At 39.3% G+C, this 25937-nt stretch carries 16 protein-coding genes, 1 tRNA gene and 1 pseudogene; 1 reads left to right on the top strand and 17 read right to left on the bottom strand.

Features of this window, described 5'->3' with window-relative positions; translation table 11 throughout:
* Nucleotides 1-30 precede the first annotated feature (30 nt).
* The 4 genes and pseudogenes from ACESQI_RS12500 to ACESQI_RS12485 all read right to left on the bottom strand — a co-directional run bounded on the left by ACESQI_RS12500 (nucleotide 31) and on the right by ACESQI_RS12485 (nucleotide 9839).
* Nucleotides 31-3096, bottom strand: a complete 3066-nt coding sequence (locus ACESQI_RS12500; RefSeq protein WP_007484749.1) for a T9SS type A sorting domain-containing protein — start codon at nucleotides 3094-3096, stop codon at nucleotides 31-33.
* Between the two features lie 82 nt (nucleotides 3097-3178).
* Nucleotides 3179-4945 carry a SusD/RagB family nutrient-binding outer membrane lipoprotein gene (locus tag ACESQI_RS12495; RefSeq protein WP_195660737.1) on the bottom strand — a complete coding sequence of 589 codons (1767 nt, stop codon included), beginning with the start codon at nucleotides 4943-4945 and terminating at the stop codon, nucleotides 3179-3181.
* 28 nt (nucleotides 4946-4973) lie between these two features.
* A complete protein-coding gene (locus ACESQI_RS12490) occupies nucleotides 4974-8480 on the bottom strand; it encodes a SusC/RagA family TonB-linked outer membrane protein (RefSeq protein WP_025866913.1) in 3507 nt (1168 codons plus the stop codon).
* Between the two features lie 368 nt (nucleotides 8481-8848).
* Nucleotides 8849-9839, bottom strand: a pseudogene (locus tag ACESQI_RS12485) (FecR family protein).
* 158 nt (nucleotides 9840-9997) lie between these two features.
* Here ACESQI_RS12485 and ACESQI_RS12480 point away from each other — a divergent pair.
* A complete protein-coding gene (locus tag ACESQI_RS12480) occupies nucleotides 9998-10594 on the top strand; it encodes an RNA polymerase sigma-70 factor (RefSeq protein ID WP_007484745.1) in 597 nt (198 codons plus the stop codon).
* Between the two features lie 20 nt (nucleotides 10595-10614).
* Here ACESQI_RS12480 and ACESQI_RS12475 read toward each other — a convergent pair whose 3' ends face one another.
* The 13 genes from ACESQI_RS12475 to ACESQI_RS12415 all read right to left on the bottom strand — a co-directional run bounded on the left by ACESQI_RS12475 (nucleotide 10615) and on the right by ACESQI_RS12415 (nucleotide 25475).
* A complete protein-coding gene (locus tag ACESQI_RS12475; RefSeq protein ID WP_195350694.1) occupies nucleotides 10615-11706 on the bottom strand; it encodes an AMP-binding protein in 1092 nt (363 codons plus the stop codon).
* Between the two features lie 13 nt (nucleotides 11707-11719).
* Nucleotides 11720-12745 (bottom strand): o-succinylbenzoate synthase, encoded by a 1026-nt coding sequence (locus tag ACESQI_RS12470; RefSeq protein ID WP_256143143.1) that lies wholly within the window; start codon nucleotides 12743-12745, stop codon nucleotides 11720-11722.
* Between the two features lie 36 nt (nucleotides 12746-12781).
* Nucleotides 12782-13603, bottom strand: a complete 822-nt coding sequence (menB, locus tag ACESQI_RS12465) for a 1,4-dihydroxy-2-naphthoyl-CoA synthase (RefSeq protein WP_002561903.1) — start codon at nucleotides 13601-13603, stop codon at nucleotides 12782-12784.
* A 183-nt stretch (nucleotides 13604-13786) separates the two neighbouring features.
* Complete coding sequence (menD, locus tag ACESQI_RS12460; RefSeq protein WP_320908762.1) at nucleotides 13787-15481, bottom strand: 2-succinyl-5-enolpyruvyl-6-hydroxy-3-cyclohexene-1-carboxylic-acid synthase; 1695 nt, start codon at nucleotides 15479-15481, stop codon at nucleotides 13787-13789.
* Nucleotides 15482-15569: 88 nt separating this feature from the next.
* On the bottom strand, nucleotides 15570-16691 hold the full coding sequence (locus ACESQI_RS12455) for an isochorismate synthase (protein ID WP_373126211.1): 1122 nt from the start codon (nucleotides 16689-16691) through the stop codon (nucleotides 15570-15572).
* Nucleotides 16688-17920, bottom strand: coding sequence for a Cof-type HAD-IIB family hydrolase (locus ACESQI_RS12450; protein ID WP_007484738.1), 1233 nt, complete (start codon nucleotides 17918-17920; stop codon nucleotides 16688-16690). Before ACESQI_RS12450 ends, ACESQI_RS12455 begins: the two co-directional genes overlap by 4 nt.
* Nucleotides 17921-18089: 169 nt before the next feature.
* Nucleotides 18090-20351, bottom strand: coding sequence for a GH92 family glycosyl hydrolase (locus ACESQI_RS12445; protein ID WP_195661544.1), 2262 nt, complete (start codon nucleotides 20349-20351; stop codon nucleotides 18090-18092).
* Between the two features lie 148 nt (nucleotides 20352-20499).
* Nucleotides 20500-20859, bottom strand: a complete 360-nt coding sequence (locus ACESQI_RS12440; protein ID WP_007484736.1) for a DUF488 domain-containing protein — start codon at nucleotides 20857-20859, stop codon at nucleotides 20500-20502.
* Between the two features lie 254 nt (nucleotides 20860-21113).
* Nucleotides 21114-21659 carry a hypothetical protein gene (locus ACESQI_RS12435; protein WP_007484735.1) on the bottom strand — a complete coding sequence of 182 codons (546 nt, stop codon included), beginning with the start codon at nucleotides 21657-21659 and terminating at the stop codon, nucleotides 21114-21116.
* Between the two features lie 27 nt (nucleotides 21660-21686).
* Nucleotides 21687-22052, bottom strand: coding sequence for a hypothetical protein (locus ACESQI_RS12430; RefSeq protein ID WP_122202197.1), 366 nt, complete (start codon nucleotides 22050-22052; stop codon nucleotides 21687-21689).
* Between the two features lie 4 nt (nucleotides 22053-22056).
* Nucleotides 22057-22593, bottom strand: coding sequence for an RNA polymerase sigma factor (locus ACESQI_RS12425; RefSeq protein ID WP_002561911.1), 537 nt, complete (start codon nucleotides 22591-22593; stop codon nucleotides 22057-22059).
* Nucleotides 22594-22833: 240 nt separating this feature from the next.
* Entirely contained in the window at nucleotides 22834-25131 is a 2298-nt protein-coding gene (locus ACESQI_RS12420; RefSeq protein ID WP_373126208.1) for a family 20 glycosylhydrolase, read from the bottom strand.
* Between the two features lie 256 nt (nucleotides 25132-25387).
* Nucleotides 25388-25475, bottom strand: a tRNA-Ser gene (locus ACESQI_RS12415).
* Nucleotides 25476-25937 lie beyond the last annotated feature (462 nt).

Here is a 25937-nt window from a genome sequence, read left to right as displayed (position 1 = left end):
AGATTCTTATATTTAATATAAAAAAGACCTTTACTGTTTAAGTAACTTCTGACTGCGAATTACATTGTTATATTCCATTTTTACAATATAAACACCAGATGTCAGTTCTGCCACATTCAAACTCTCCGGATTACCAATCACATATTTAACCAATTGTCCTGTAGTTGTATAAATCCAAGCTCTTTCTACATCCTGGAAGAATATTACATTCTCTGCAGGATCCATCCAGCATTTTGAGAAACCAGCATATCCTTCTTTTATATTCTCAACACCTGAAGGAGGAGTAGTCGGATCTTCATCTCTTACACGATCCGGTTCGTCAGCTTCTCCCTGATCATGCAAATCAGGAGCAACAGGACGTTGAGGATTATCACCTGTAATTTCTACACCGAAGTCAATAGAAAATCCTTTAGCAGTTTGTCCGCAAGGACCAGGGTGTGCAAACCATGCATCAGAGAATACAACACGAAGACGACTCTTTCCAACAGCAGCATCAGCAGGAATCGTAAATTCTTTTGTGTATCCAACAGTTTCGAATTCGGGCGTACCCTTCCTTACAGTACCTAAGTCAAACAATAATTCATCACCATCCGGTTCAAATGAATCACTCTTATCCAAATCCATATAACCTTTTGCAAAACAGAAGCGTAACCCGTCAACTTTAGACAATGTACTTGTATCGTAAGCTTTGAAAGACAATGTAATGGTTTGTCCTTGTTTTACTTTTAATACATGATCAGTAGCATTCACATATTGAGTTCCGTCCGGTTGAGGAGCACTTGCATGGTAATCTAAATTCTGGTCAGCACCAGTTGTAGTAAATGATTCAACATAACGTTGTTCACGGGCAATATCAACTCCTTCGGCCGCAGGATTTACAACAGATTCACAATATGTATTATCTTTTGGTGCAGGCAAATTAGGAGATGTAGAGCGTTCTACTTTCACCCACTGTATTGGAGAATAGGTCTTGAAGTCAACAGATGCTGAGCGTACTCCAACATAAGGTTCATCACTATCTCCTTCAAAAACAATATTACCAGCAAATCCAGACCATCCGGTTGTACGTGCTATCTCTGAGATCTTACCGTTTTCGCCATTTTTATACATGATCTCAAAATGATCTATATTAGCTTCATCATTATAAAGTAATCCCCAGTTTGCACGGCTGAAATTAAGACCTGTAGGATCTACCGCCCAATTCAATTTCAATGAAAGAGACTTGGTCGTTTCTTCTTTTACCTCAACAACTAAACTGTTAGATTTTATATTAGCAGGAGTAGCAATACGACTATCACTCAATTCTAACTTACCAACCAACATGTTATAATTACCAGCATATGCACCTTTCACACGGAATCCTATGTATTCTATAACATCATTAGAAGAAAAACCTGCTAAAGCGATCTGTTTCTCTTCCCATGTTGGGCCATTAGTTTCACCAACTGCATACTCAAACCATTGGTCATTATTTTCTTTCTTTAATATCACATATAAACGTGAAGGTTCTGTACCTGTTGCACCTGATTTCAAAGCAACTTTGACTACAGGATCTGTACCTGACACTTTTAACTTAGAACGATAGAGAACAATATCCGTACCGTTGTCCGTTGAAGAACCTTCCAAACGTAAGGCAGACCCACCAATATAAGCATCTTCATGAGTAAATGAAGGTTGAATTTTTGTAGAAACAGTTGTAGTACCCGCATCATACACCAACCAACGATAAGTAGGAACTACGTCCTGTGCCCCTATATTATACCAACTGGCAAAAGTTTTCTTTCCTTTATAGTTATAACGTTCTCCATTACCTAAAGAGAAGAATGTATTGAAAGGAAGATCTCCCTGAATAGCCGTACGTTCAGGAATAAAAGTTGCTAATCCACAAAAACTTTCTAAGGGCTCTTTGTCTCCATCCTGTTCCCAATTATTTCCTGTATTGGAAACTGGCAATAAATTGGCCGGATTTCTGTTACCTCCGGAAAAAGTTCTTTCTAATAATTTCTGATAATTAGACTGAAATTCCATAGATGTAGCACCCACATTATAACTCATAAAACGACTCTGACCGTGTTCGCCCCATAAGCATACTCCAGCTTTTTTGGCTGATTCATTTTCGTTCAAAGCGCTCCAGCGTCTATCCATGCTAACAATCCAAACTCCAGTATATACTCCATCGGCATTCCCATAATTTGCTTCGGCAATATCAACCGAGGACCCAATTCCATAAGAAAAGTCACCACCAGCATAATTAAGCATCAAATCAGCGGTTTTGCCTGTCTCTTTTGTTCCATACAATGCGTCAACATAGCGTTGGCTAAGTGTAGAATTAGATGTATAAATACCAATATGGAAATTTTTAAATCCTTCCCGCTCAGCTATTTTATACAATTCTTTATGGAAAGCCATTACATCAGCATCAGCATAACCGGTATCTTCCCAGTTATAATTGATACCATCTGTTCCAAAAAACATTAAACAGTTAATAAATGCTTCGGCATATTTAAAAGATCCGTCTGGATTTTTCGCGGTTATCATTTCTCTGTACTTCGCAGACTCACTTCCGGGTGTCCAACTTTCAAAGAACTTAATTCCACTAAAAATATCCGTACCGTTCTTATGAGCAGCATCTACCCACGAACCTGGTGCCTGAAATAAACCATGGTTCCATGATCCGAATAAATTTGTATAATTCCACATAGAATATGTATCATCACTGAATGTAGAACTTGGATACCCACCAATTGCTTTACCAACTCCCATTGGAATATTCATCCACAAATTACGGTTTTCGTATATATTCGGATATAAGTTTTTACTTTTATCTTTCAAAATAGCTCGTGGACGTACATGAGAACGTGCAAACTCTAAATCAATCAAATTGAATCCTGCTGCTTCAAATTCCGCCTCGGTTGGATATTTACGTCCATTTTCCTGAGCAGTCAAAAACAGCTCCAACATTTCCCTATCATTGAAAGGGGTAAAATCAAATAATTCCGTTGAAGCAGAAGGTGGTATATCTCCTTCAGCCATTACCGGCGTTCCCCACGATAAACAGCACACAGCTGCCATACATGCCAATGTAATTCTTTTCATAATAAAAAAATTTAAATTATACAATCGGTATCCGGATGGTACTTTTCATAGTACCATCCTTTTACTTTAAAATCACTCCATATTAAAAATTGGGTTTATCAATATCCCACCATAAACGCGTAGCCTGTACATCACTACCTCCCAATGCTTTCAATCCGGTATCATTTATATCCTGTTTAATAGCGTCCGTATCTCCCGGATAAGGCATTCTGCGAAGTAAATCTCCTTGTTTTAAGCTTCTATCACCATCTTCAACATTCAACACAGGAAATAACTTAGGATACCCTGTACGACGTAATTCACTCCATGCTTCATATGAATATGGGAAAAGAGAAATATATTTTTGAGTTATAATTTTTTCCAACTTCGTTTCAAGGTCATCGCCTTCATTCCACTTCACACCTATTTTTGTGACACTAACCATATTATTAGCATCATCCATCGGATCTTCATACACATAAGCAACCGGTGTATCTAAAGATTTATATTCAGGTAGTTTTGTAGCGTACCGACTCCCCAATGCCCTGTTTTCTACATCGGCATTATCAATACCACGTTCATAAAGTACTTGTGCACTTTCTCCCATATTCCAGCCACGTATCGCTCCTTCAGCTCTTAAAAAATCAACTTCTGAAAGTTTCATAAAATAAAGTGGAGCCATAGCTATGTAAGAACTGCCAATACGAGAATATGCAATACGAGGATTATTATCATAAGATTGTCCGGGTATCATACGCACACCCGCACGTAAACCTACAACGCGCGTATTTGCTGCAAGTATTTTATTATTATCATCACGATTGACTAACGGATTAGAGTTCTTCTCAAACAAATAAGTTGTATATGGGTGTTTCAGGCTCATCAACAGGCTCTCAAAAGAAGCGTTCAGACGAGTATCCCCCCATGTCTGAGAAATCTCAAGCAAAGGATTCGAAAATCCGACAAACATAGGATCCAAAGCTATTTCTTGTGACAACTTTTCAACAACACCAGCTTCTATGGCTTCTTCTGCCCATTTTCTTGATCTTTCAGGATTAACTTTTACTGTACGCATAGCCATTCTCAGCTTTAATGAATTGGCAAAACGATCCCATGTATCAATTTTCCAATCGGTTGTTATTGCATCATAACTCATCAATAACTTATCCACCTTTTTCTTATACCATTCCGGACGCTGTGGATAGTGCTTAAAGCAAGCAGATATGGTGTCAATATTATCAACGATTGTTGCGTAAATTTCAGATAATGTATTATAAGTAAACGGATGCTCCTCCTTGTTCTCTTTATAATTTATATATGGAAAAGGTCCGTATATATCAGCCATTTCTTGGGAAGCATAATCGTATAATAAAAGTGCAATTGCTTTTATCTCAGGAATAGAATCAATATCCGGATGATTCAGCATAGGTGTCAGATTATTTTTGGTAATTGTAAACGAACCATTAGGACCGGAATTAAAATCTCTGTTTACGTAATAAGTAGACGCTATGCGACCATCGAAATTATGTGGAAGACATAAATATCCTGCGTAATTATCAACTCCCAGACTGAATTGATATTGATACGCATGGCCACCGGGCATATTCCCCTCTTTTCCTCCACGCATACTATATTGAGCAGTCAATAATTGTCCAAATGTTCTACTTAATGCAGTTTCAGCTTTTGCAAATCCTTCCTCACTGATTTCTTTATGATAATCAATCAAATCTGCCTGACCATGATATACGACATCATCTTTAAGTTCATCATTTCCGGTAAATTCATCTCCCGGAATATCAAAATCCAAACAAGATTGTAGTCCAAACGTGGCAAATACTGCACACGCAACTGATAATATATATTTTTTCATAATTGTCATTTTTAACGATATATACTAATTAAAAATTAGCTTTCAGTGAAATACCAAACGAACGGGCAGAAGGCATATTAAATATTTCAAAAGCTCCTAAACCATTTTGAGTAGAAAGAGAGATATCCGGATCTACAGGTGCATCTTTATAGATAAAGAACAGATTGCGCGCTATCAAAGACAATGACACATTCTTGGAGGCACCCAACAAATTACGGAATGTATATCCCAAAGACAATTCTCTCAAACGGAAGTTTGTAGCATCATAAACATATTGTGTTGCATTTACATCACCGCCAATTCCTTGGTAATAAGCATTTATCGGTGCGAGATTTCCATCTGGCATATACATAGCAGGTTTTCCATTCCATATTAAATCATTATTGTTTTCAGCAGCCAGGCGTGCATCGGCAGTACGTTGAGAAACTCCTAACTTATCCAATTCCGCTTCAGTGAAGGAAATCACTTTACCGCCAATTTTACCATTAATCAAGAAATAAAGAGAGAAATCCTTATACGTGAAAGTATTACTCCATCCCAATTGAAATTTTGAGTTCATATTTCCAATATAAACACCAAATTGCTCACCAGATAGTTGTGGTTTACCTTCATCTGTTAACAAAATGTTTCCATCTTCGTCACGTAAAAAGTCAGTAGCATACATATCTCCATAAGATCCGCCTTCAACATATTTAACTTGAACTTTTCCACCTGCTATCTTTTGCTCAATCAAGACTTCACCACCATTTTCATTATGATAGGTTTTTACTATTTTATTATTGTTGTAAGAGAAATTCACAGTTGTTCTCCACAATAAATTTTTAGCCAAATTTAAAGAGTAACCTACAGTAGTTTCAATACCTGAATTTCGAATTAATCCGGTATTAACAGGAATGGCTTTTCCACTACCACTTGCATTCAACAAATAACCATTATGCAGAGCTGTATTATAATAGGTAAAATCCATATCTAAAGAATTGCCAAATAATGAAAGATCAAAACCTGCTTCAAATGATTTCGTTTTTTCAGGTATAGGATTAGCAAAATATCCATAATTAGAGGTTGTTACTGATCCTGTCAGTTTATTTTCTGTACTCTTAGAAAATATTATATTAGGAATAGAATTACCCACTTCACTATACGAGGTTCTCAACTTTAAGTTAGTTATAACTTCTGGTAAGGAGAAAATTTTACTCAACAAAGCATTTGCACCCACAGCAAAATAACCATAATTAGTAGGAGTACCACGACCTTCAAATTGTTTGAAAGCACGATACCAGTCTCTACGATAACTACCGTCAATATAAACTTTCTCTTTATATCCTAACTGTGCAGTAAATAACGCAGCTTTATCCCAATCTGAAGATTTTGAAAAACTTCTACTACCCAAAGATCCGTCTGAAGCTGTAGGCTCAAAAAAGTTAACCTGGGTTGGCAATATCCTTTTTTGAGGATCTGCAACAGTAGCTTGAGTCCATATTTTCTGAATCTCTCCTTTAATAGTATGTCCTACCCATCCGGCTGTAGCAGATACAGAAAAATCTTTAATATCTTTATTATAACTCAACAAGTAATCTACATAAATCTCGTTACTGCGGTTGATATCTTGTCCAAATATACCATAATCTTCCATTGCAGCAGGAGTCCATGTTGTAGCTGAACGCTTGGATGTTCCTTTAGTACGGGTACGATCCATACTCAAACGTCCTTGTACATTCAACCCTGCAAGTAATTCATATTTAGCAGTTACGTATCCATATAATCGCTCTTCTTCCGTTTTTCCCGTACATTCATTTACCAACCAATAAGGATTATTATGACCTTTAGAGGTATAAGCCCATTGTTGTTGCTTGCCTTCCAAGGGTACCTGAACGTCAGAAATCCACTCATAAGAGTTACCGTTTTTCTTATAGTATCCCTGCGGATTAGATAACCATTGCCCCTTTTCTATCATATAGTTGTCTTTATAATACTGCATATCGATATTACGAGGAGTTGTATAAAGGTCATACAACGGATTTAATGCCGTACCACCACCAGGTCGATTACGCAGAACAGTATGTACATAATTCACAGATACATCAATATTCAATTTCTTATTAAATAGCGCATAACTCTGTCTAAAAGAAAGCGTATTTCTATTGTAATTATTCCTGGGAACCATACCATCCGAATGAGAATTAGCAAATGAAAAATAAGAACGTATCTTTTCCGATCCTCCACTCAATGATATTGAGTTATTCACAGTAACACCTGTTTGAAAAAAATCATCAACATCATCATTTGCATAATTGCGTAAATGAGCTCCTTCATAAGCAAGCTCTTCTGATGTCATATCCGTCAACTTTTTGCCCCAACTATCAAGAGCTAATGTATTCGCAGACAGATTAAGAGACGCACCATAGATATTTTGTATTTCAGGAGTTAATAATGGTTTTTCAAATGTAACATTAGAAGAAATATTGACATCGATACGTCCCTCTTTACCTTTCTTAGTAGTGATCATAATGACACCATTCGCAGCTGCACTACCATAAAGAGCAGCTGCATTAGCGCCTTTTAGAATGTTAAGACTCTCAATATCATCAGGATTAATGGTTGAAAGAGGATCAGAACCTTCAGATGTACCTGAGTAATTAATACCAGAACCATCCCCCCAGCCTTTTTGTCCACTAATATTGTTGGTCATAGGAATCCCATCTACCACTACTAAAGGGCTATTGTTTCCTAAAACTGACTTGTTTCCTCTTAATAAAATCTTTGATGCACCACCGGCGCCACCGGCACTTGGAGTAATTGTAATACCAGACGCCTTTCCCTGCAGTGAGTTAACAAAATTGGCATCTTGCACTTTCATTAGCTCCTCACCGCTCACTTTTTGAGTTGCATACGTCAAGGACTTTTCTTTGCGTTCGATACCCATAGCAGTAACTACCACTTCATTTAATTGTAGTGCATCTTCTTTCATTGTTACATTGAAAGAGGTACGCCCTGCAATCGATAATGATATTTTTTGATAACCAATATAGGAAAATTCCAATACACCATCTTCAGGCACTTCAAGGGAATAAATTCCGTCCATATCAGTAATAGTTCCTGTAGTAGTTCCCTTAACCAGTACGCTTACTCCAATCAAAGGCTCACCGTTTTCATCCGTTACTACTCCTTTTATTATACGTTTGTTCTGCTGTGTCACGTTTCTCACTTCATCCACTTCTTTTGTAAAGAGCACCAAATACTTATCCCGTACTGAAAAAGAGGCACTAGTATTTTTAAGTAAGCGATTCATAACAGTCCCTAATTTCTCACGATTAGCTTTAATCGTCACTACTCTATCAGGATTAATATCTTTAGTATTATATACAACTGACAGAGAAGTTTGCCGACCAATTTCGTTCAGCACCTTACTCAAAGGGACATTAGTAAAATCCAGATTTAACAGTACATTTTGTGCAGATGCACTTAAAAAGGCTGGAATAAAAAGGAAAAGGAACCCCAACAAGAATTTAATTTTGTACTTTGTAATTTTTTTCATTTCGTATTCTTTTAACATTAACAGATTAAGAAACCATCTCAATATAAAATCCAATACAGGAAATCTTTTTTATGGAATATCTTTCATTATCTATAATTATTTTAGGTTATTATATTGGTTGTTATTTCGCTTTTACTAAAATAATACAGTTAACAAAGCATAGTTACTAAAAGAAAAAAGAAAAATTTAAAAGAAAAGAGAAAAAAAGGACGTTAAAAACCCCAATAGTCTAAAAAAGATATGAATAAAAGATAGATAAAAAAACAAAGAGAGTATATCAAAGAGAGACACATACATCACATGCAAACTCTTCTTTGATATACTCTCTCTAATTTATTAGTTGATGAGTACTTAGAATTTATCTATTTTTATTTCCCGGCAGATAAATAGATCTTATTTCCGTCTATTTTATACTGGAAACGTTTGGTTAATGATAATACAGAGAGAATATCTTCTATATTATCATCCGTACGGAACTCACAAGTAAAACGTTCTTTTTTTTAATTGTTCATCTTTAAAATAGAAATGAACGTCAAAGTGCTGTTCAAGACATCGCGTCATTTCTAAACACGTAGCTTGCTCAAAAGCAAGTTTTCCTTGTATCCATAAAAGTACATCCCGGGGTGAAGAAGATTCTGTAAGTTCTGCCTGCAGAGTTGAAGTATTCACATTAAGAATCTGTCCTGGTTTTAAAATGAAACCCTCATTATTTTCCCGAGGTAAATCAACACGAATAGAACCTTTCAGCAAAGTAGCAACAACTTTCTCTTCTGCAGCACGAGCACGTACATTAAACTTCGTACCCAACACCTGCGTTTTTATGTTTTTGCTGTTTACAATAAAAGGAGCATGTTCATCACGTGCCACCTCAAAATAAGCTTCACCCGTAAGATTTACCTGACGTTCCCGACTCCATAAAGAAGATTTATAAGCTAACTGAGTAGAGGCATTCAACCATACCTTAGAACCATCCGGCAACACAAACTGCGCACGCTGTCCAGCTGTTGTTGCCACAATATAATTCGATGTTTTATTTAATGCCAAATAAGAAAAGCCGATAGTAAATACAATTCCAGTGAGAAAAGCAGCCAATGGAATAGCATAACGCTTCCAACCAATAGAGCGACGCTTCTTTACTGCACTCTCTTTGGGCTTCATTGCAACTTTCAACTTCTTCAGAGAACCTTCTACATCAACTGAGTTCATCACAGCAACGCGATCCCCGACAAATGCTGTATAATATATTTGTTCAAGTAGCTTCCGGTTTTCTTCAGAAGCTTTGGACCAAGTCTCTACTTGTAAAACTTCCTCTTCACTGAGTTCTCCATTGAAGTAGCTCAGTAATTTCATTTCATCCATCATGTTCAATCTTTATACCTAATATATACTATTGTCGTAGGTAATACAATTGTGGCAGCAAAGATACTAAATGAAATAGAAAAAAAAATATTATTTAATGATTCATTTTGAGAATGGAGAAATTATAAGTATGTTTGTTGTATATTTAATTAAAAAGAATGGGGAACTTTACTAAACCTTTAGATATAAATGATAATAGTACCGTAATCGCCGCATTAAAGGACAGCGATGTACAGGCTTTCGAAGAAGTATACCGTTATTATTTTCGAGGATTATGTGCGTTTTGTTCTCAATATGTTTCCCAAATTGAATCAGAAGAAATCGTACAAGATACCATGATGTGGTTATGGGAAAACCGTTCAAGTCTGATTGCAGAACTTACACTAAAAACTCTGCTTTTTACCATAGTAAAAAACAAGGCATTAAATCGTATAACTCATCATGAAATTAAACGAAAAGTCCACCAAGAAATAGCCGATAAATACGAGAAAGAGTTCATAAGTCCTGACTTTTATTTAGAAAACGAACTATTCAGACTTTATGACAAAGCATTAGCAAAACTACCTGTTGAATTTCGGGAGGCTTATGAATTAAACAGGAAGTATCATCTCACCCATAAAGAAATTGCCCTCAAATTAAAAGTTTCTCCACAGACTGTTAATTACCGAATCGGTCAGGCTCTTAAAATTTTACGTGTAGAATTAAAGGATTATCTACCATTTTTAATTTTCATATATTATATTCGATCCTTATAAAGTAATAGATAAAAAAAGGATCATATTTGTACCATTTTTTCCGCAAACAATCTACAGTTAGCCCGATCTATTTTTCCACTACCTGTAAGAGGGAGATGAGAAATTACAAGTATTTGCCTGGGGCATTGATATTTAGGTAATACAGAATGAATCTTTTCTTTTAGCATATCTGTATTCATTCCTTCTTCCAACAGAAGTACAACCGCCTGTCCTAACTTTAAATCCGGAATGGAGGTTATTGCAAAAGGAACTGTTATAAGAGATTTCAATAATTCCTCCACTACTTCTGCCTGTATCTTAATTCCTCCACTATTAATAATATTGTCCTTTCTTCCAATGATGATAAAACTACCATCCGGATAAAGTTGTGCCACATCATTTGTAACCAACACTTCGTCACAAACCAAGGGTGCCTTTATCATTAATGTACTTTCAGGAGATAATGAAAGCTCGACTGAAGGGAACGGCCGGTAATATAAAGAGGCAGAAATACCATTTAACCTGCGCAAAGCGATATGTGAAAGTGTTTCTGTCATGCCATAAGTAGAATAAATTTCTCCGGGTAATGAACGTATCTCTGCCTCAAGAGCTGCATCAATAGCACCTCCACCTATAATAAGTATATCTGTGTGACTAAGACGCTCTTTCTCTTGTGGTACCTGCAAAGTATTAAAAACCTGTAAAGGTACCATTGCCGCAAAACGAAGTGGCATATCCACATCGGCAAGCGGATGCCCGGAGGGAGTACGTAATATAAGATTTAAGCCAGCCACCAATGCGCGAACCACTACCATTTTACCAGCAATATACTGTAAAGGCATGCAGAGTAAAACAGTGTCATTTATACGAAGATTCAAAAACTCACAAGTCAAACGGGCACTTTGCATCATCTGTTCTTTACGGACCATCAACACTTTGGGTGCCCCAGTAGAGCCCGAAGTATGGACTTCTATAAAAGGGGAGTCATTAAACCAATCAGCAAGAAAATGATATAAATCGAGCAAAAAAGGAGAAGTCACTTCTGAAACATTACTAATCAGATGCACTATTTCTTCCCGGGAGTACTTTTTGCCTTCTAATGTCAAACTCTGCTCACATCTATTCAGTTGCATGACAAATCAATAATTAATGTGTTACAGAATACCACAAGCAATCTTTCCTTACTTCAAGAGGCATCTCTATATTATTAGTGAACAAGGCACCGGTACCAAGTCCCTGTGGCAAAGGATTATTAAATGTAGCACACCAATGAGCAATAGCATTCAATCCAATATTAGATTCGAGAGCAGAAGTAATCCACCAGCCGATTGTCAGCTCCTCAGCCAAACGAATCCATTCGTCACCACCGGCAATACCTCCATGAAGGGATGGTTTCAAGATAATATACTGAGGACGGATCTGTTCAAGCAAACGCCGCTTATTTTCTGAAGTATTGATTCCGATTAACTCTTCATCCAATGCGATAGGCAAAGGGCTTACCTCAGTAAGACGTGCCATTTCCTCCCACTGTCCGGCACGAATAGGTTGTTCTATGGAATGCAGGTCAAGCTCCGCCAAACGGCTTAACTTATCCATTGCATCAACCGGAGAAAAAGCACCGTTAGCATCCACACGAAGCTCTATTTCCTTTGCAGAGAAATGAGAACGAATAAAACGTAATAAAGTCAGTTCCTCCTCAAAATTGATAGCACCTATTTTTAATTTGATACAACGGAATCCTGTTTGCATCTTCATTTCAATCTGTTCAAGCATTTTTTTGTAATCGCCCATCCAGATAAGACCATTAATAGGAATTCCAACTTCTCCATGTGAAAAAGGCGTATTCCAAAGTGCAAAACTCCCTACCTCCAGATGACGGAAAGCAGTTTCGAGTCCAAAGAGAATAGAAGGATACTCCCGAAGTTCTTCTACCGAAAAAGTCCCTTCGGCAGCCACACGGTTACAGATTCGGGATAAGACTGATTCATAATCAGGAATATCATCGCAACTCAGTTTAGGGAGCGGAGCACACTCACCAATACCTATCCTATCGGGATACATATCAGAAGTAAGATGAAGATACCATACATCACGAGTGACGTAAGTACCTCGTGATGTACCCGCCGGCTGCTTAAAATAGAGCTTATGAGGATGAATCTTTATATCGTACATAGCATTTATACTCTTAAAGAAAGCCGATCTTCTTTATTATGGCAATTTGGGAAATTGTTTAAAATCTGGTTTACGCTTTTCAAGAAAAGCATTTTTTCCTTCCTGAGCCTCATCAGTCATATAATACAGCATCGTTGCATCACCCGCCAACTCCTGAATGCCTGCCTGTCCGTCAAGCTCAGCATTCAATCCGGCTTTAATCATACGAAGAGCAAGCGGACTGAGTTGCATCATCTCTTCTGCCCACTGAACATATTCATCTTCGAGTTGCTCTAAAGGTACCACTTTATTCACCAATCCCATATCAAGTGCTTCCTGTGCATTATACTTACGGCAAAGGAACCAAATTTCACGTGCCTTTTTCTGTCCTACCACACGGGCAAGATATGAGGATCCAAAACCAGCATCGAAGCTACCTACACGAGGCCCCGTCTGTCCGAAGATGGCATTCTCTGACGCAATACTAAGATCACAAACCACATGGAGCACATGTCCGCCACCAATAGCAAAACCATTTACAGCAGCAATAACAGGTTTAGGAATGCTTCTAATTTGCTTCTGTACATCCAATACACTCAGACGAGGTACCCCATCCTTTCCAATATAACCTCCGCGACCTTTTACATTCTGATCGCCACCACTACAAAAAGCCTTATCGCCTGCTCCGGTAATAACAACTACACTGATACAGGCCTCTTCACGGCAAATACGCATCGCATCACTCATTTCACCGGTAGTAGTAGGCGTGAATGCGTTACGATACCGTTCGCGATTGATAGTAATACGGGCAATGCCGTTATAGTAATCAAAAAGAATATCTTCGTATTCTTTGATTGTTTCCCATTTTCTTTCTGACATATTCTTCTTTTTTATAAATTTAAGTACTGTATCCTAATTAAATAACCGTATCATTGAAACGCAGATTATCGCAAATTCACGCAAAGAATATCATCCCCTCAAATACAGCAAACCATCTAATATGCGATTATTTGCGTTTCAATAAAACGCTGCCATAACTATGAATGAAATTTGAAGTACTATTTATTTCTTCTCTTTATTCGGTGCACTTTCACGTCCGGCAGCCTGATGATAGAAGTCTTTCAGAATTCTTGCATCTTTATTCTTATTGGTAAAGACCTCTACCAATACCGGTTGCGTCATAGGCTCCGGTTGTGTAAACAATTGCATTGCTTCTTCTAATTGCACCTCATCTTCCACTTTCTGGTAAAGAAAACCGCGGTCTTCCGCCCATCCTTTGGCAGATGCTTTATGAACAGCAGTAATAAATTTGTGCGATGTACCCGACATTTCCAATCCCGGCAGCGTATGGAAAATTTCCCCTCCTCCATTATTCAACAGCAGAATACGCAGATTCGCACCAAAATTTCCATTCCACAAAGCATTCATATCATAGAAAAAACTAAGATCGCCAATGACTACAAAGTTCAATTTGTCCGAAGCCGCAGCATAGCCAACAGCAGTGGATAAAGAACCTTCAATACCACTCGTCCCCCGATTACAACAAACTTCTACCGTTGCAGGAACAGTGAACAACTGGGCATAACGCACCGCCGAACTGTTAGCTAAATGAAGCGCACACTGTTGGGGTAATGCTTGTATCAATGCTCCGATTGCAGACATCTCCGAATAAGGTAACTCGGGTTGTGGCAATGTTTTACAGAAGTTCTCCCACAACAAAGGATACTGAGGTGTTTTGTTCTCAAGTAAAAATGCAATTTTTTCAAGAAATTCAAAGGGGTCCATTTCTATCACAGTTGTCAATGAACCATAAAGATCGACTATCTCTCCATCGGGAGATACATGCCAATGTTCTTTTGGAGGATTATTCCGCAAAAACTTCTTCAGACGTTTGGATACAACGTGTCCACCGTAAGTAATCAATAGTTCCGGTGCCATTTTTCCTTGCATCTCTCCGTCCATTGCATAAATTGCCACATCGAAATTCTTCACAGGAATACCTGGAATGGTCTGGTTTCCAATATGCTCTGTCAACCAGGCAAAATGCTTGTAAAGTAGCTTCGAATATTTTTTTTCAAACAAATAAATCAGATTCATCTGTCCGACAATAATCATACGCTTTTGATATTGATTGAGCCGTTGGATAAGATCGTTATAATCCCGGTCATAAATATTCAAACCCTGATAACGGGTAATAACCCGTACTTCAGGAAGTGTCTCAGTAGTGAAACGGAATATCGGCTCGGTGACAGGGACATTGATATGTACCGGTCCTTTGCCATGATGATGTGTCTCCAGCAAAGCTTCATTAACCAGACGATTACAATACCATTCGTCTTCATCCGTATAGATTTCCGGAAGGTTTACTGATTTCTTCACCAGCGTGCCAAAAACACCCGGTTGCGGTAAAGTCTGCCCATCCATCTGCCCTATCCAGGCAGCAGGTCTGTCAGCAGAGATGACAACCAAAGGAACATTCTGATAAAAAGCTTCGGCTACAGCCGGATGTAGATTGAGCAAAGCTGTACCGGAAGTACAACATATGGCAGCAGGTGCTCCACCATTCAGAGCTAACCCAATAGCAAAAAACCCGGCGCTACGCTCATCCGTTACAGAATAACACTTAAAGGAAGGATGGGTGGACAGGGTATGAACAAGGGGAATATTACGACTCCCCGGACACAATACAATCTTCGTCACTCCATGTGCTTCGAGCAACGCCACTAATTGGAGAATATTCTTCTTATCTGTATACACTTTATTTAGTTGAAATTGAAAATTGAAAGTTGAAAATTGAAAGTTGCTATGCAGCGTGATAGTGCAGCCAACTTTCAATTTTCAATTTTCAACTTTCAATTAGATTAAGCATTGTTTGCATTTTCTTTTCCGTCTCCAACCATTCGTCCTCCAATTCGGAAGAAGCGAGCAATCCGCCACCGGCATAGAGAGTCAATTGTTCAGAACTTATATTCATACAACGCAAATTAACATATAAATCAGTCTTTCCACTGGGATTCAATGTACCAATGAAACCAGAGTAATATCGACGATCGTACTTCTCATTATCCTGAATAAACCGATATGCCTCTTCTTTGGGAAGTCCGCAAACGGCAGGTGTGGGATGCAACAAATTCAGCAAATTTCCCAGTTTATTGCTATCCGGCAATGAGAAATGAAAATCAGTCTTCAAATGAGACAGTGCCCCGGCAAATGCCGGATAAGGACCGTTTTCCTCAGGATGGATATTAAAAGAAAGAAGCTGGCTCCGAATATACGAAGCAACGTACTCCTGTTCTTCACGGTTCTTATCATCCCATTCTTGTGGTAATTTTCCATTTTGAAGAGACTGTGTACCAGCCAGTGCTACCGTGCTCCATTCATTTTTTTCTCCTGCAAGAATAATTTCCGGAGTACTACCCAACCATACCCCGGTTTGTGGAGTATAGCATAAATAGACATAGGAATACAGATACCTCCTACAAGCCTCATGAAAAGCTGCTGCCGGTGAAAATTTCGATGGAACGTCCAGTTTCTGATCACGGGAAAGTACCAACTTATCGAACTGCTTTTGACGCAATGCCTTGATGAAAATGCCAAAACAACCGGCATATTTGTCCGTACATGGCGCATAATGAACAGACTTTGGCGCCCGTTCCGCTACCGGACTATAATAATCCGGCTTTATGTCATCCGAACACTCTTTCGTTGAGTCAAACTCTATTTCACATACTTCATCCGGCCTCAGCAACACAATCGGTGCATCCTTCCCTATCCGAAAAGGGGCTATCACAAAGCCACTCCGTCCATTCAACTCTTCTATATCATTAAACAGACTTACTTCACTGTTGAGTTGTACCATCAAATGGATAACCTTTTCTCCCGGTATACGATACATGGCAAAAGGCATTCCAGTCTCAATAAAACGATCCACGAGGATATAGGCTTCCTGTTCTCCTGTATTAATCATCCTTTTTTCAATACACTATTTACTACCCGTATTGAAGACACCAGCTTGGCTGTAGAAGTAAACACATCCACGTTCCAGACATGCGAAGAGCGTCCTTTATGAACAATTGTTCCCACAGCTCTCACCGTATCTCCTTCGTGAGCAGAGGATATATGATTTCCACTGACTTGCATACCTACTACTATTTCGTCGGGGTTGCAGAGTATCATCGAACCGAGTCCTGCCACTGTTTCGGCCAGTGCCAGCGTTGCCCCTCCATGAAGGATACCGAATGGCTGACGGGTACGTTCGTCTACCGGCATAGTAGCTTCTACCCTATCCTCAGAAGCATAAGTATATTGAATGCCCAGGTTTCCCATCAAGGCATGGCGAGCCCGTTGATTAAGTTCGTCCAAAGGAACTTCTGCCGGACGTATTTCTGAGAGAATAGCTTTCTCTACAGCTATCGCTACTCCATCCTCATCATTAGAAGTGGTGATTCTGTCAGCACATACCTTTACTGAATCCTGCGCATTACCCATAGCAATGCCCAGCCCGGCAGACTGTATCATAGAAACATCACAAACACCATCACCAATAGCGATAACTTCTTCTGAACTGATATTCAGTGTTTCGAGCAAAGCTCCCAAGGTATTCGCTTTATCAATAGAACAAGGGACCACTTCGAGGAAGTAGGGTTCGGAACGGAATACGTCCAACGCACCGTTCAGTCGTTTGCGCCAGTGCTCTTCAAGTCCCACAAGGGCTTCTTCATCATCACTGACAAGCATACATTTGCAAGGAGCAAAGTCTATTGCAATTGAAAATTCCGTTTCAGGGATTATCTTCAGACCATTAAGCTCAGCTTCCTGGCGTATATGTTCATTTTCGGGTGAATCGGTAATAATAGTGTCGTCATGATAGGTAAAGATAGCAAAACCGTTTTTACGGGCTTTCTTTTCCAGATAAGGCAACATCTCAGGGTTTATCCTACGCTCAAACAGGAGTTCACCATTTTGCGCATTGATAATCTGCCCACCATTATAAGACAGAATAAAGCCTCCATAGTTTCCAAGTTCCAGCTTCATGGCAAGGGGCATAAGGCCATATGTAGGTCTGCCGGAAGCCAATACGATACGTACTCCCATCTGCTGCACTTTCAATAAAGCGGCAAGGGTACGTTTACTGATTTCCTTTTCACTATTGAGCAACGTTCCGTCTACATCAAGAACTAATAATTTATACTTCATAACTTATTGGTTTTGGGGTTCCGACAGCAAAGGTAGGATTATTTAATTGAAAATTGAAAGTTGAAAGTTGAAAATTAAATATTAATTGGAAAGAGAGGGGAGGAAAAAAAAGCTGCACTGTAGTTGTTCTCTCAACCTACAGCGCAGCTCCTCTTTTATTTTTTAATTTTTATTTTTTAATTACCTTCCCCATTGTTAATTCCAATGTACCCCCATCTACAATGTCTTGATGTGTAAAGAAAGGTTTATCCAGCGGTTTTCCATTCAACACCATAGACTGGATGTACTTATTCTCACGACTATTATTTTTAGCTATAACCGTAAATTTCTTACCATCTTTCAGATTCACCGTAGCTTTGTTGAAAAGAGGGCGACCGATAGAATACACTGGTTTTCCGGGACATACCTGATAGAATCCCATCGCATTGAGTATATACCATGCAGACATCTGACCACAGTCTTCATTGCCCGAAAGCCCATCCGGATCATTGAAATACAACGTTTGCAATACGCTGTCTACAAGTTCCTGTGTTCTGTAAGGCTTATCCACGTAATTATACATATGAATAATGTGATGACTGGGTTCATTGCCATGAGCATATTGTCCGATCAGACCGGAGATATCAGCTGAAGTATTTTCACCTTCCAAAACAGAGCTTACAGTAAACAATGAATCGAGTTTGCTAATGAACCCTTCGCGGCCCCCCATCAGTTCAACCAGTCCGTCAATCTGGTGAGGTACAAACCAAGTCCATTGCCAGGCTGTTCCTTCACAATAATCATCGTTGCGATGTGTAGAAGAGCGGGGATTAAACGGTGTACGCCAATTACCCTTACTGTCAAGTCCACGCATAAAACGTGTGGACGGATCAAAATAAGTTTTATACCCTTCGGCAAATTTGGCATACTTCTCATGATTGGCAGCATCTCCAAGGCTCTCGGCAAATGCAGAGATACACCAGTCATTGTAGGCGTATTCCAACGCCTTGGCTACAGCCTCATTGTCTTTATCGCAAGGTACATAACCTATTTTATTTTTCCAGTATTTGGCTTGTGGCATCAGATGAGGCAGTACCAACGGAGGACACTTAATCCCTGTCGTATCATACTCAGCCACACGTAAACAGGCTTTATAAGCCTCATTTACATTAAAGTTATGATACCCTTTCATATAAGCATCTACAATGACCGGCACTGCATGGTAACCAATCATTGTACCGGTATAGTTACCAGCCAGTTCCCACATGGGGAATACACCACCTTCACGTTGCTTTTGGATAAGAGAGCGAATGAATGCTTCATTCAAATCGGGATCAATAATGGTCATCAACGGATGATAAGCACGGAACGTATCCCACAAAGAGAATATAGTATACATCGGTTCATTCACACTACCCTGATGAGCTTTCAGATCCATACCCAAATAACGACCGTCTACGTCAGTGAAGAGATTGGGCTGCATACCAGTATGATAAAGAGCGGTATAGAACATCGTTTTCTGATCCTTATCATCAGTATCAATATCTATTTTTGCCAGATAGTCATTCCATGAAGCACGTGCCGCTTTACGAACGCCATTAAAATCCCATTCGGGAATCTCAGCTTCTACATTCTTGCGTGCTCCATCTATATCAACAGCCGAAATACCCACTTTCACATACACCTCTTCACCGGCTTTGGTATTAAAATGCAGCAAAACTTTAGCAGTAGGCAACAAAGGACCACCTTCGTCGAGCACCATAGAATCAGTCACCATTGTATAAGTAAATGGTTTAGAGAATTTTGCATAGAAATTGATATACTGATCAAAAGCCCAGTAAACCGTTTTCTTACGTCCGCATATTTCTGTATCGCTGATTACCTCCAATTCCATTTCTTCATTCTTCTGGCGTTGCAGGCTATAGTCTAAATCGAGAATAAAACCCGATTCATCAGATTGTGGAAAAGTATAACGATGAATGGCTGCGCGTTTAGTTGCCGTAAGTTCTGCTTTCACATTGTACCGGTCCAGCACTACAGAATAATACCCCGGTTGAGCCATTTCATTCTGATGTGAAAAAGCGGATGCATAAGCCATCTGCTGGCTTTTCGAACCCATAGCCTGATAATCCTGTTTGCCAACAGTAGGCATCAGTAGTACATCACCATAATCGCCACACCCTGTACCGCTAAGATGAGTGTGCGAAAATCCATTGATGGTAGAATCATTGTAGTAATAGCCCGAACAGGCATCCCACTGATAAATACGTGTATCCGGACTCGGTTGAATCATACCATTGGGAACCACCGCTCCCGGATAAGTGTGTCCGTGTCCTCCGGTACCGATGAAAGGATTTACAAAATCCGTGTAGTCTTGCGATGTAGATGTCTGAGTACAAGCGGCCATTCCCAGTAACAAAGAGCATCCGATTAGTGCAGAAATAAGTCTCATATCTATTCGTTTTTTTGAAATGTTTCAATACATATTAGTTTTAAGAAGACAAAAGTGTGGCCTCTTACAGTATATAATACAACTGAAAAGCAAAAAACACTAACGCCCCGGAGGGCAAAAGTAGCAAAAAAACGATAATAAGTAACTATTACTTAAGGTGTATCTCTAAATATTGTTGCAAAATACGAGCATGATTATATACAGGTTCTTTGGAAGCATACAGTAGAGTAACAACTTTATAAGACGCTATTTTTGTAAGAAACTCCTTTACAGCAGCAGAGCCTTCCAGTTCTTTTTCATACATTGCTGCAAACTCTTTCCAATGTCCGGCAATATCTCCGTGAAACCATTTACGCAGATCCGGAGAAGGAGTGATGTCTTTTTCCCAGACATCATATTTCAAATACTCTTTTTTCATCCCCCGAGGCCATAGGCGATCTACCAAAACGCGATATCCATCTGTATCGGCAGGTTCTTCATATACCCGCTTAATTTTTATCTGAGTCATAAATTGATACTTAATATTATACTGAATGAACCAACAAATAAAGAAATGGTTCATCCTGCCTGGAGACTACGCCTCGCCTGCATGCAATAAAAACAAAGCTATATGCGTTTCAATACAAAAACATAACACACTGATAATCAACAAATATCAGAATGTACACTTTTGTCATACAAGAGTGTACACTTATATATAGCAAGAATGTACATTCTTGTATGACAAAAGTGTACATTCTTATTATTCATCACAAATTGAGCTTATTTCTGCGACTTCACATTGTTGTTGCCACGTTGCATATTACCCTTCTTTGCTTCCGCCCGTTGTCCCTGTTTTTGTCCTTGGCGTTTTTTCCATTCTTTCTGAAATTTATGTGCATTCCCTTTCTCTAATTGATAAATCTTCATTATCTGTTTAGGGGAAAGTATCTTACGAAATTCATTATAATACTTCTCACGTATATCCAGCAATTTACGGCTCTGTGTAAAACGATCTTTAATCGCTTTTTCTACTTCCGCATCCGTAGGGATAGCCTTCGGAGCTGGCTGTGTAGCAGCTGCATCCTTCACTCTGGGTTTGCGGGCATTCTCCATACGTACCTCACTCAACTCCTTCAGATATTTCTGATACACAGGAACGAATTTAGCAGCAGTAGCATCATCGAGCATCAACGCCTTCACTACCTGATTACATTGCATGGCCTGAATCTGTTCTCTATCCGGACGTTTTTTCTCTTGTGCAAAAGCGGACTGGTTACACATAGCAACAACAGCCAAAAGCATAATAATAATTCTTGTTTTCATCATTTGTTCTCCTTCTTTTTTAATTATCTATTAAAATAAAAATATATCAGTTTCCGAAAGTTCGGCAAGTTCCTGTAGTTCTTCATCCGACAGATTCTCTATAAAATGATCCATCGCATCCGAGTTAGCAGACTCCGTTTCAGCCATCAGTACAAGAGTCGGTGATGCAGTAGGTACCTCCCCCCCCCCCGGTTCCAGTGGCATGAATAACAATCCGGCCAATAGCGCAGCGGCAGCCAATACAGTCGGAATGATAATGTGCAACCGATTCTTCACACGGCGTTCCTCTCCACACGTATGCTTTAGTATCCTACGCCGGTTGTCTTCAAAGAAAGATTCAGGCGTTTTATAAGGCATCCGCTTCCCAATGTCATCAAAATCAAAATCTCTGTTCATAACTCTAACTATTTACAATGTATTCCTTTATTCTTTCTTTCGCATAGTGATAATTCACTTTGAGTGTCTCCGCACGGTCACCCGTTATCTGGCTAATGGCCTCGTAGTCCAGTTCGTCATAATAACGGAGGTTAAACACCACCCGTTGCTTTTCCGGCAATTTCAGAATAGCCGTCTGAAACTTCACAGCCAACTCATTTTCATAGTCTACGTAATCGGAAGTTTTCAACTTATCGAGCAATTCCTCCTGTATCTCTTCAGCAGAAACAACCTCTGCTTTGCGGGTTTTCAAGAAGCGAAGGCTCTCGTTAGTGGCTATCTTATAAATCCAGGTAATAAGCGAACTCTCTTCACGAAATTGTTCCAAATGCCGGAAAATACGGATAAAAACTTCCTGAATAATATCTTCCGCATCCTCATGGGACACAACAAGACGCCGTATGTGCCAATATATCGGTTCCTGAAAACTGTCTACCAGCATTCTGAACCCCTTTTCAGGATTGGAAGCACAAGTCTCCCTGATTTTATTTTCGTTTATCATCTGTTCTTCTGGGCTTTATAGGTTAGAACTCAGATGAAGGGGAAAGTTAAACCGGAAGGATTCTTTTTCATGTTCATTAACAAAAAGGAAGAAGTCCCGCTATATTTTTAAATACAACAGGACTTCTCCCTTTTGAGTTGAACTCACCACAGAGTGGAGCAGAGTTTTATTGCTAGAAATCAGAGAAATAGCATTTTCTGAAACGCCATGCTATTCTGTGATAATATATATAATACTTTCTTAATGCTTCAACCAATCTTTACCAAGTATTTGTTTTTCTCCTTTTTCATTGATTAAAGACATCTCCAACGTACCGCCATTATTGTCGAAGTAACGAATTTCAATCGGATGAAGTCCCTCCTTCAAAGTCACCTGAGCTATTACTTCACGCGGTGAATGAGGTCCGTCATTATCAATGAGCAGTTTTCCGTCAATCAACAGCGTACTGCCATCATCCGAAAGCAAAGCCAGTGTATATATTCCATCGACCGGGACCTGCAAGTAGCCTTTCAACACCAGTCCGATATCTCCTTTCACTCCCTCAGGGATAGACACCGTTTCAACCACATATGCATCCTTCACCGGAGCAGCATCAATATCAGCACACTTCTCTCCCTTAAAATCATGCCATACAACATTCAACCCGTCTCCTGAAACAGTTGCCGTACCATCTGCCTCTGCATAAGGAGCTTTCACAAACTTAGTTTTCACCATATCACAAGCCGAACCATCAGGACGGAATGTGCGCAATGTAAACTCTGTGGTTTCTGTCACCTTCAGCGGCCCCTCGTATAGTTGAGATGCCTTTGTCGGAAATTTACCATCTGTAGTATAACGTATTTCAGCATCAGGAAGCGGACATTTGATATCCAGGGTGGCTTCATCCACAAAAGCATTCGTATTATAAAAGCCTTCCAAATCGGGGATACGATAATTAATATTCATAGCATCCAGCCGTTTAAACTGAGGAATAAGGGCTTTGTAAAAGTCATCTATATTAGGCTTGGCAGAAGGTTCTACCCAAGCTATTTCACTCAGTGCAAGCAAGCGCGGCATCATCATATATTCCAGACGCTTCATAGAAGGAATCCATTCGCACCAGAAATTGGCCTGTACACCTAACACCCGTTTTTGCTGTTCGGGAGTAAGTTCTGCAGGTATGGGTTCATAAGCCAATAACTTAGGCAGTGTCGTTTTATCCTGTAGATAATCGAAATAGAAATAATTATTCTCCGTATTAATCACCTGCTTGCCTTCGGAAGTAGCAGTGGGAATAGCTTTAGGTGCCCAGCTTCTCCACCACATAATAGTAGCATTGTCAGAAAGACCATCTGCAATAACTTCGTCCCAACCAATAAACTTCTTTCCGTTCTCCATAAAGAACGTCTCCATTTGGCGCACAAACCATGCCTGCAATCCATTTTCTGATTGTATCCCCTCCCGCTTCATGCGGCGCTGACAATCAGCACATTTTTTCCAGTTGGCCATATCCACCTCATCACCTCCCATATGTACATACATATAAGGAAAGAGCTGAAACACCTCTTTATAAACATTCTTACAGAACTCCAAAGTAGAATCCTTTCCCGGACAAATGGGAGATGAGAACACACTTCCCCAGCCGATCAGCCCCGTACAGGCAATCTCCGGATATTGATTAATAGCTGCCAGGAAGTGTCCCGGCATATCAATCTCCGGTATTACATCAATGCCACGCTGAGCGGCATAAGCCACAATCTCTTTAATGTCATCCTGTGTATAATATCCGCCATACAACGTATCTCCCTCTACTATTTCCATCTTATCTTCAGGGATCCGGAAATCCAGATTATCTTCTTCTACCATACGATGCATACACTCTCTGTCGTGGGAATTGAATTTACGCCACGCTCCTTTTGCGGTAAGTAGCGGATATTGTTTGATTTCAATACGCCATCCCTGATCATCGGTCAGATGCCAGTGAAATTTATTCAATTTGTAAAGAGCCATCATATCGAGCACGTGCTTCACCTCCTCTTTGTTCCAGAAGTGACGTGAAGCATCGAGCATCATCCCGCGCCATGCCAAACGCGGTGCATCTTCTATACTTACGGCGGGGATAGAATGAGAAGCATCCTGGGAAGATTGTTCAATAGCTGCCGGTAATAACTGTCGGAGAGTAGAAATAGCAGAAATGATACCGGAATAATCAGCAGCTTCCGCTACTATATTACCGGAAGTGACATTCAACTTATACGCTCCCTCTTTCCCTTTGGTATCGGTCAATTTCAAAAAGATATCAGCAGGCTGTCCGCCTACTTCCGCAGTAGAAATTACTGCATTTTGCAATATAGTTTGTAAATACTGCGCAGCTGGTAACAACGACTCATCGGAGACACCAATCTTAAGTCCGTTCTTTAATACAAACATACCGGACTGTGTTGTTAACTGAACGGGCGTGGGAAGCACAGCAACCTCTTGTCTGGCAGATGGGCCCGAACAAGAAGAAAGGATGTATGCTGACATAGCCAGCAAAGAGAAGCAAAGTTTCTTCAACATAAAGACTATTTATTTTAATGAGTAATGTGCAAAATTATTTTGTATCATGCTGATTTATTGTTTAGGACTGAAACATTGATGAGCGCAGACTTTTGCTAATAAAATGGCTGCGCTGTAATAAAATTAATCAATCTGAGTAAATCTGCGTTTTAACTAATACAACTGAGAAGGGCCAAATGCTAATCCGGATAACAAATATTACAAAAAATGCAGAAAGCCCTGCAATACAATCATGTATGCAGGGCTTCATTTGTTGCGGAGAGAACGAGATTCGAACTCGTGATACACTTTTGGCGTATACACGCTTTCCAGGCGTGCCTCTTCAACCACTCGAGCACCTCTCCTTAGGGTTTCGGGCAGCAAAAGTAATGGTTATTTCTGAACTTTGCAACAAAAACTCCTTATTTTAATTTCAATAGCCAGAGAGTTTTTATTCTCTCCGGCAAATGAAACTAAAAATAAATAAGTTCACCACAAAGGACACCGAGTTATTATCTGACTGATTCTAAAATAATAGAAGCCTGTGTTTATTGCATTCTATGGTGAACTATATTCAAAACTGATAGCAATAAATATACAATAGCGTAAAACAGCCCTTTCTATTGTAAATATTCGATACCCTAAAACACACATAAAAAAGACAAAACAAGAGTGTTTAACATTGAAATATAAAGACAAATATCAAAGATTACAAATAACTCAGTATCAATACATTAAAAATTCCATATTTTCCTCGTATACTCTATTAAAACCAAATGTTTCCGCAGAATATTGCTTTAATAAATGTTAACTACGAAAGATATGTC

Origin of the sequence: Bacteroides sp. HPS0048 (assembly GCF_964240755.1) — a bacterium.
GTDB lineage: Bacteria > Bacteroidota > Bacteroidia > Bacteroidales > Bacteroidaceae > Bacteroides > Bacteroides nordii.
Note: the sequence above shows the minus strand (reverse complement) of the source record. Positions and strands in the feature narration are given on the sequence as shown.

Coding starts and splice junctions, on each gene's coding strand:
- ACESQI_RS12430 (WP_122202197.1), bottom strand. CDS start 22,052: ATGAACAGAGATTTTGATTTTGATGACATTGGGAAGCGGATGCCTTAT.
- ACESQI_RS12475 (WP_195350694.1), bottom strand. CDS start 11,706: ATGCAACTGAATAGATGTGAGCAGAGTTTGACATTAGAAGGCAAAAAG.
- ACESQI_RS12450 (WP_007484738.1), bottom strand. CDS start 17,920: ATGAAGTATAAATTATTAGTTCTTGATGTAGACGGAACGTTGCTCAAT.
- ACESQI_RS12480 (WP_007484745.1), top strand. CDS start 9,998: ATGGGGAACTTTACTAAACCTTTAGATATAAATGATAATAGTACCGTA.
- ACESQI_RS12420 (WP_373126208.1), bottom strand. CDS start 25,131: ATGTTGAAGAAACTTTGCTTCTCTTTGCTGGCTATGTCAGCATACATC.
- ACESQI_RS12445 (WP_195661544.1), bottom strand. CDS start 20,351: ATGAGACTTATTTCTGCACTAATCGGATGCTCTTTGTTACTGGGAATG.
- ACESQI_RS12470 (WP_256143143.1), bottom strand. CDS start 12,745: ATGTACGATATAAAGATTCATCCTCATAAGCTCTATTTTAAGCAGCCG.
- ACESQI_RS12435 (WP_007484735.1), bottom strand. CDS start 21,659: ATGATGAAAACAAGAATTATTATTATGCTTTTGGCTGTTGTTGCTATG.
- ACESQI_RS12495 (WP_195660737.1), bottom strand. CDS start 4,945: ATGAAAAAATATATATTATCAGTTGCGTGTGCAGTATTTGCCACGTTT.
- menB (WP_002561903.1), bottom strand. CDS start 13,603: ATGTCAGAAAGAAAATGGGAAACAATCAAAGAATACGAAGATATTCTT.
- ACESQI_RS12440 (WP_007484736.1), bottom strand. CDS start 20,859: ATGACTCAGATAAAAATTAAGCGGGTATATGAAGAACCTGCCGATACA.
- ACESQI_RS12425 (WP_002561911.1), bottom strand. CDS start 22,593: ATGATAAACGAAAATAAAATCAGGGAGACTTGTGCTTCCAATCCTGAA.
- ACESQI_RS12490 (WP_025866913.1), bottom strand. CDS start 8,480: ATGAAAAAAATTACAAAGTACAAAATTAAATTCTTGTTGGGGTTCCTT.
- ACESQI_RS12500 (WP_007484749.1), bottom strand. CDS start 3,096: ATGAAAAGAATTACATTGGCATGTATGGCAGCTGTGTGCTGTTTATCG.
- ACESQI_RS12455 (WP_373126211.1), bottom strand. CDS start 16,691: ATGATTAATACAGGAGAACAGGAAGCCTATATCCTCGTGGATCGTTTT.